3 protein-coding genes, 2 tRNA genes and 1 pseudogene are annotated in these 6,779 nt (G+C 43.1%); 3 read left to right on the top strand and 3 right to left on the bottom strand.

What is annotated here, in order from left to right; genetic code table 11:
• Both ABFW99_RS06355 and ABFW99_RS06350 read right to left on the bottom strand, forming a co-directional pair.
• Positions 1-982 (bottom strand): annotated as a pseudogene (locus ABFW99_RS06355) (ATP-binding protein); the annotation flags it as partial.
• Between the two features lie 172 nt (positions 983-1,154).
• Positions 1,155-1,227, bottom strand: a tRNA-Arg gene (locus ABFW99_RS06350).
• Between the two features lie 106 nt (positions 1,228-1,333).
• Between ABFW99_RS06350 and ABFW99_RS06345 the strand changes: the two genes are divergently transcribed.
• Entirely contained in the window at positions 1,334-3,787 is a 2,454-nt protein-coding gene (locus ABFW99_RS06345) for a DUF5686 family protein (protein WP_349355895.1), read from the top strand.
• Positions 3,788-4,287: 500 nt separating this feature from the next.
• Here the strand turns inward: ABFW99_RS06345 and ABFW99_RS06340 are convergent, their stop codons facing one another.
• Positions 4,288-5,193: an OmpA family protein gene (locus ABFW99_RS06340; RefSeq protein ID WP_349355894.1), complete on the bottom strand. Its 906-nt coding sequence runs from the start codon at positions 5,191-5,193 to the stop codon at positions 4,288-4,290.
• A 150-nt stretch (positions 5,194-5,343) separates the two neighbouring features.
• Here ABFW99_RS06340 and ABFW99_RS06335 point away from each other — a divergent pair.
• A tRNA-Ala gene (locus tag ABFW99_RS06335) sits at positions 5,344-5,417 on the top strand.
• A gap of 167 nt (positions 5,418-5,584) precedes the next feature.
• The gene (locus tag ABFW99_RS06330; protein ID WP_349355893.1) at positions 5,585-6,772 is read left to right on the top strand and encodes a hypothetical protein; all 1,188 of its coding nucleotides are present in this window, start codon (positions 5,585-5,587) and stop codon (positions 6,770-6,772) included.
• Positions 6,773-6,779 lie beyond the last annotated feature (7 nt).

The following is a 6,779-nucleotide window of genomic DNA, read 5'->3' as shown; positions in this document are numbered from 1 at the left end:
CAATTATCTGAATAAGACCATCTTTATAGCGGTGTCGGCTATGACTTATGTTTCTATACCTACCAGAATCAAAACAATCATATATAATGCCAATGGATTTTGGTGGGAGCTGATTAATTAACTGCCGGGCTAAAACTGATTTGCCAATACCTCCACTTGCATGGATTACTTTGACTTTATTGTCAGAGAATAAAGATTCAGAAAGGTCTTTGAGTTGCTCTCTCTTTACTAAATTTTGAATATTTTGAGATTGGGTAATGGCGGGAAATAATTCTTTTTCTGAAGTTACCCCAAACCTTTTAAGAATATCTTCTTTAACTATTTTTCCATCATTTTCAGGTAGGGCACATTCTTTAACGAGAGAAATAATGTGATTAAGTAAAGAAGTATCTGAAGTCACTCCTATTAAATTACTAATCTGGGAATGTAGTTCGTATTTTTGTTCGTTATAATTTCCCTCACCATCATAGAGCTTTAGAGATTTACAGAACGCAATTAAATTTCTTCCTTTAAGGTCTATACTCTTTAAAAAAGAATAGTCAGTACTGTTTGTAGGTTTTCTGCCTTTTGAAAATTTTATTATTGTCTTTTTGAATCGCTTACTAATTTCCCGATTAGTAACTATTGCAAAAGTTAAAGAACTGATAGCCGAATTCTTGTCATTTCTAATATCATTGAATCTATCAGCAAAGCCTGTAATTGTTTTTTTTAATTCGGTGAAAGTAAAATTTTTATTTACTCTTTTTGTTGAGTGTTTTAACTGATAGTATATTACGTCACGTTTGTTTTTGTCCTTGCCTTGTGAATATTCAGCGACATCAATTAAAAATTCACCTTTAAGTTTATATTCTTCAGACCCTTCGATTTTGATCATCTCTATATTAGAGTTAGGGTGCAGCATCTCTAAACAACGTCTTGCCCCCCATCGATAGTGAAACGAATCCCCAGCTCGAGAATATTTGGGTAAATTTAAGTCAATCATTTATTTGGTTTTATTGAATCCAAAAAAGTACAAATTAAATTCAAGTACAAATAGCTAATCATAATTAGGGACAGAGGTGAAATATCGATTTAATCTTTAGCCTATCCTTTAGCCTGATTGACTGGTCAGAAAGCAAATATAATTATAACAATTATTTATAGTAAAAATATTGTAACCCCGCCGGGAATCGAACCCAGATCTAGGACTTAGGAGGTCCCTATTCTATCCAATTGAACTACAGGGTCAAATTATTTGCACAATCATTCCTGAAAATATACGTAGCTAAACGTAACTAATCAGCTTCAGACAAGTAGAAGTTCACCGATCGTTTTCATAAAAAATTGGATAGGGATGCAGAAGATAACCGCTCTTTTTCTTTTTCTGGTGCTGGCAGGTACCGTTGAGAGTCAGGCACAAACACAAATAACCGGTAAAATTGTGGATGCAGAAACGGGTGATCCGCTTCCGGCTGCTCATATTATCGTAAAGGATACCTACCGGGGTACCATTTCGAACCGGGATGGGGAATTCAGCATCATTGTACGTGAGTTTCCGGTAACACTGGTTGCTCGTTTTATCGGTTTCGAAAGTCAGGAAAAAGTGGTGACGCAGGGCTCCGGTCCGGTCGATTTCCTGCTTAAGCCTTCGGTAGCCACCATGGGGGAAATCGTGGTAACGGGAGAAGACCCTGCCATTGCCATCATGCGGGAGGTCATCCGCAGAAAGCAAATCTGGAGAGCCAGCCTTGAAACCTATAAGGCAGAAGCGTACACCCGCCAGCAGGTTAAGAACGATACGTCTATTGTTTCTATTTCGGAAAGTGTTTCCGTAGCGTATTGGGATAAAGAGCGGGGCTCCCGTGAAATACTTAAATCAAAGCGGCAAACGGCTAATATTGATGCGGCGGATAACTTCGCCGGCGTAAGCTACCTTCCCAACTTTTATGACGACAACCTCGACATAGCCGGTTTCGATATGGTGGGTGTGACGCATCCGGATGCACTGAAGTTTTATGAATTTCGGCTTGAAGATATACAGTCGCTGGACGGACAGGTGGTGTATGAGCTTTCGGTAACCTCAGACCGTAAGCTGCAGCCCCTTTTTGAAGGTACGATTTTTGTTTTGGGAGAGGAATATGCATTGCTGGAAGTTGACCTGAAACCTAACTCAGTGGTGGTATTTCCGCCTCCTGTTCAGGATTTCAACCTGACTTATTCCCAGCAATTCAGCAATTTCGGCGGAGATTACTGGCTTCCGGTTGATGTGCGGATAGAGGGTTTGATTGAAGTAGGAATGGTGGGCCTTCGGTTTCCTCCCATTGGCTTTAAGCAGGTGGCAAAGATGAATAACTATGAAGTGAATATAGACCTGCCTGATTCCCTTTTCAAAAAATGGAATCGCTTTAGCGTAGATTCAACCACCATCAATTCCGGAGATTCTCTTTTTGTGAATGAAATTGACATCATTCCGCTGGATACCCAGGAGGAAATGGCCTACGAGAAAGTGGACAGCAACGCCACGCTTGAAAAAGCATTTAAACCCACCGGCTTCTTTACCCGCTTTATCGATTGGGATGAAGAAACTGACTCAGACGGATCATCCACATCGGTAAGTGTAGGCAGTGAAGGCAGCTCGGGTAGTTCAGGCAGCGGCGGTGAATCTCTATTCAGAAAATTGACCCGCAACCTGAGTCCGCAGGCCCGGTTTAACCGTGTGGATGTTTTTTACGGGGGGATAAAGCATCAGCGACGCTATGTGGATAACCGCCTTTCATCCGAAGTATTTGGTGGGTATAGTTCCGGATATGGCGATGGCACATTCTCTTATGGGGCAAAAATGGGATGGTGGCCGCTAAAGAAAACCCGGAGGTTCGGGATGTCGCTGGCCTACAGCGCAACTACAGAAAACCGGTATAACTCTGATATGTACATTCCTTTTATGACCAGCATCCCAAACTTGTTCGGCTTTGCTGACTATTTTGATTACTACAGGAATGAAGGGATAAATTTCACAGCGGCTTATCGTCCCCGGAGAAAGCTGAATGCGACCATTAGTCTCAGATACATGTATGAAAATCATGAAGGCATAAACTACAGCAACAGTTATGATATTGCCGGAAGAAATTTAGTGCAGCGCCCCAACAGTTATATTGACGAAGGTACATTAAGTGCACTCAAAATCACCCTGAGCAACGGGGAAGACAAGAAAGCTTTGGGGGCCATCGGGGCTGATGATTTTTCCATCAGTGTAGAACAGTCGGCGAAAGTAATCGGAAGTAGCTGGGATTATACGCGGTTTAAAATAGATCTTTATCGAAGGTATGAAACCTTTTATCAGCGCCGCTTTTTTCCGAATACACTGGACATGAGATTGAACGCAGGAACGTATATCGGGGATCTTCCTATCCAAAAAAATGAAGCTCTTGATGTAGCTTTGGGCGTAGTAACTCCTTTTGGGGCATTCCGGGCCAAACGATTTATTCCCTATGAAGGAGCAAGCTATGTATCACTCAATGCCGAACACAATTTTAAAAGCGTACCGCTGGAAATGTTAGGCTGGCGAAATGCAACGCAGACCGGCTTAAGTATCATAGCATTCGGAGGGATCGGGCGTACCTGGGTGAAGCAAGAGCAGCTAGATGAGTTCAATACCCGATATGGGTTCTCACCGGTTACTACCAACGACTGGCATATGGAAGCCGGGCTATCCCTGAGTAATATTTTTAACCTCTTCCGTGCCGATGTTGCCTACCGTATTGATAACCCCGGGGTTTATGTGGGTGTGAGTATAGCAAGGTTCTTTTAAATCAACTTTCTGTCTTTGTATTCAGAGGGCTGTCTGATCTCAAGAACCTCCAAGCGTCCGCAGGACCTTGGAGCGTTCACCAGCCTGATAAGAGGGCATAAAACTATCATGCCCTTTCCCCACAACGCTTTCAGGACCGTAGGACGCTGAAAGGTTGCTACTATTGTGATGCTGTTTCAATTCGTTCGGTCTCTGTGTGAAAGTGTGTTTTGTAAAAACTCCGTCATCGCGAGGAGTTTATTTTGTACTCAAAAGATTAAGTCTTCTAACGACGTGGCGATCTCCCTAATCCAATATCCTAAACTTGTCATGGAGATTGCTTCGTCGATTAAGCTCCTGAACCTCATTACTGTATATGCTCCTCGCAATGACATGTATTGCTTTTCATTTTGTTAACCTTTCCCCGGGTATGAAAGCAATTCCCAAAACTGCTACCAATAAAAAAAGGCTCGCTGCGGAAGCAACGAGCCTTAAACTTGTCTTCTGAAAATCAGCTCAGATTACATTCCCGGCTGGTATTTCAGGGTACTGATAGGATGTGATTCTGCACGTCGGTTTCTTTCGCAACCGGGTGTGTTGGCATCCATTTCAGCTTCGGTACACTCAACAGGAGCTTTTCCTAAACCACGGGATTCAATGCGGTCTTCAGAAATGCCGTTTTCTGTGTAGAAGTCTACAACAGAAGTTGCGCGACGAAGGCTGAGTCGTAAGTTATACTGATCGCCACCCACGTGATCGGTGTAAGCATCAACGCGTACACGGAAAGCAGGAGCGTCTTTAAGAACTTCAACATTTTGCATGAGCGCTTCGGCTGCATCAGCCCGGATATTAGAGCGGTCAAAGTTGAAGTTGATAGTAGTGAAAGAATCTTCCGTCAGGTAAACAGGGTCGCTGCCATCGGTAGGGTTGGTACCCATATCGATTTCCTGCATATCGGTAAATCCGTCACCATCAGAATCTGCGTTGTTTGGATTCGTGCCATGAGTCATTACTTCGTCATAGTCATTGAGTCCGTCGCCGTCAGAGTCGGCATTGTTAGGATCTGTTTCGTGCTCGTTGATTTCATCGCCATCACTGAGTCCGTCACCATCAGAATCAGCACTGTTAGGGTCGGTATTGTAAGAGTTAACTTCGTCACCGTCACTCAGGCCATCGCCGTCAGTGTCAGAGTTCAGAGGGTCTGTTTCGTAAGTATTTATTTCGTCCGCATCAGTAAGACCGTCGCCGTCAGAGTCTGCTGAATTAGAATCGGTACCTAATTCTGCTTCTTCAGCATCAGTAAGACCGTCGCCGTCAGTGTCTACAGGTTCCTGAACAACAGGTTCGTCAGAACCACAGCCATACTGTACTACGGTACCACCTACTAAGAAAAGTGTGAGAACGAGAAGATGGATAGTTCGCTTCATATTAAGATTTCTCCAATTCAATTAATTATTAGGGTTAGAATATACACTATTTTGTCTGAAAATAATGATACTGGGTTGTGTATCAAAAGAAAAATTAGCTAAAAAAAGTTAGCATAAGTTTTATACTACAGGTATCTTTAGGATTCCTTCGGGGCTATAGCTCAGCTGGCTAGAGCGTCGCGCTGGCAGCGCGAAGGTCCGGGGTTCGAATCCCCGTAGCTCCACAAAAGCCTTTTTCGCTTCGAAAAAGGCTTTTTTTATGCGATTCAATAAAATTTGTGGGTTTTTCATCGTCAAATTCATAAATATTAGAGTTAATTGGATCGCTTGTTTGTATGCTGCTTATACTTTAAAATGAGCGTGATTGATAAAAACGGGAGTTACAATGAAAATGAACGAGAGATCATTAAAATTTTATCTTACACTTTTTGTACTTGCACTCATAGGTGTTGTTCCCAATAAATTTGCTGCCGCGCAGGACATCACCCTTAATGTTGAGCCGAGTCCGATTCTTGAAAATGCTCAAACACTCAGCCTGACAGGATTAGGTATTGATAGCGAAGGTCAGGGACCGGTACTCATATCAGCTACCATGGAAAACCTCTCTGATGAGTCTATTGACAATCTCTATTTTGAACTAATCGTAACCGCCGGAAAGGTAGGTGCCATTGTTGAGGTAACTCAAAATGCGTCACGACCTTTTTCCCTGAAACCGTTTCAGGCAGTTTACTTTACTAATAATGATTTAGCGAACGAACGCATTCCCGGAATCAACCAAACAATTTCTTTTACAGGCGGATTAACTACCGAGGGTGAAGATTTTCTGAGTGATTTATCCGGGTCTACAACGCTACCCCGTGATACTTATACGCTTGAGCTGATTCTGTTCAGAGTTACAGATGCACAAGGCAGGCAGAACCTTGCCAGAGATATAGCTGAAATTGGTGGAGGAAGTATGGCAGCCGCTTCTTTTGAAGAAGGAAACATCTATCTGAAAACTCCGGGAGATGTAGTGGGGACAGAAAGTGAGATCACCAATCCCTTTCCTCAATTCAGCTGGGAAGGAGAAAATAATGTTTCTTACCGGCTGCTGGTGGTAGAGCAGCGCGGACAAGACAGCCCTGAATCATTACTTGCCAGTGCCAAAAGTTCAGCACCTGTAGGAAATGGCGGTTCGCTGCTTACTTTTGAAAATCTGGATGTAACCGTAGAAGCCAATTCTTTTCAATTCCCCTCATCGGGTGTTCAGCCATTGGAAAAAGGCAAAACGTACTACTGGCAGGTTGTAACCACCCTTCAATCCAGTGGTGACACAGAAGAAGTTTCATCAGAAATATGGAGTTTTGTATTGAAAGATGCCGCTCAGGCTACAGCAACTGCGCCCATTTCAGCAGAAGTGCGACGGGCAATTGAGCGGTTAATCGGACAGGATGCGTATCAAAGGTTGAAAGACAGTGGATTTACCCTGGAATCGATTCAGTACGACGGACAGGAGTTTTCCGGTCCGGCCGCCTCATTAAAACTGGAGGAGTTACTCCAGAAAATCAGAGATGAAGAAATTATAGTGGAAGGAAGCTGAGGGATCA

It is taken from the genome of Gracilimonas sp. BCB1, from assembly GCF_040117685.2.
GTDB lineage: Bacteria > Bacteroidota > Rhodothermia > Balneolales > Balneolaceae > Gracilimonas.
This window is presented reverse-complemented; position numbering and strand designations above follow the sequence as displayed.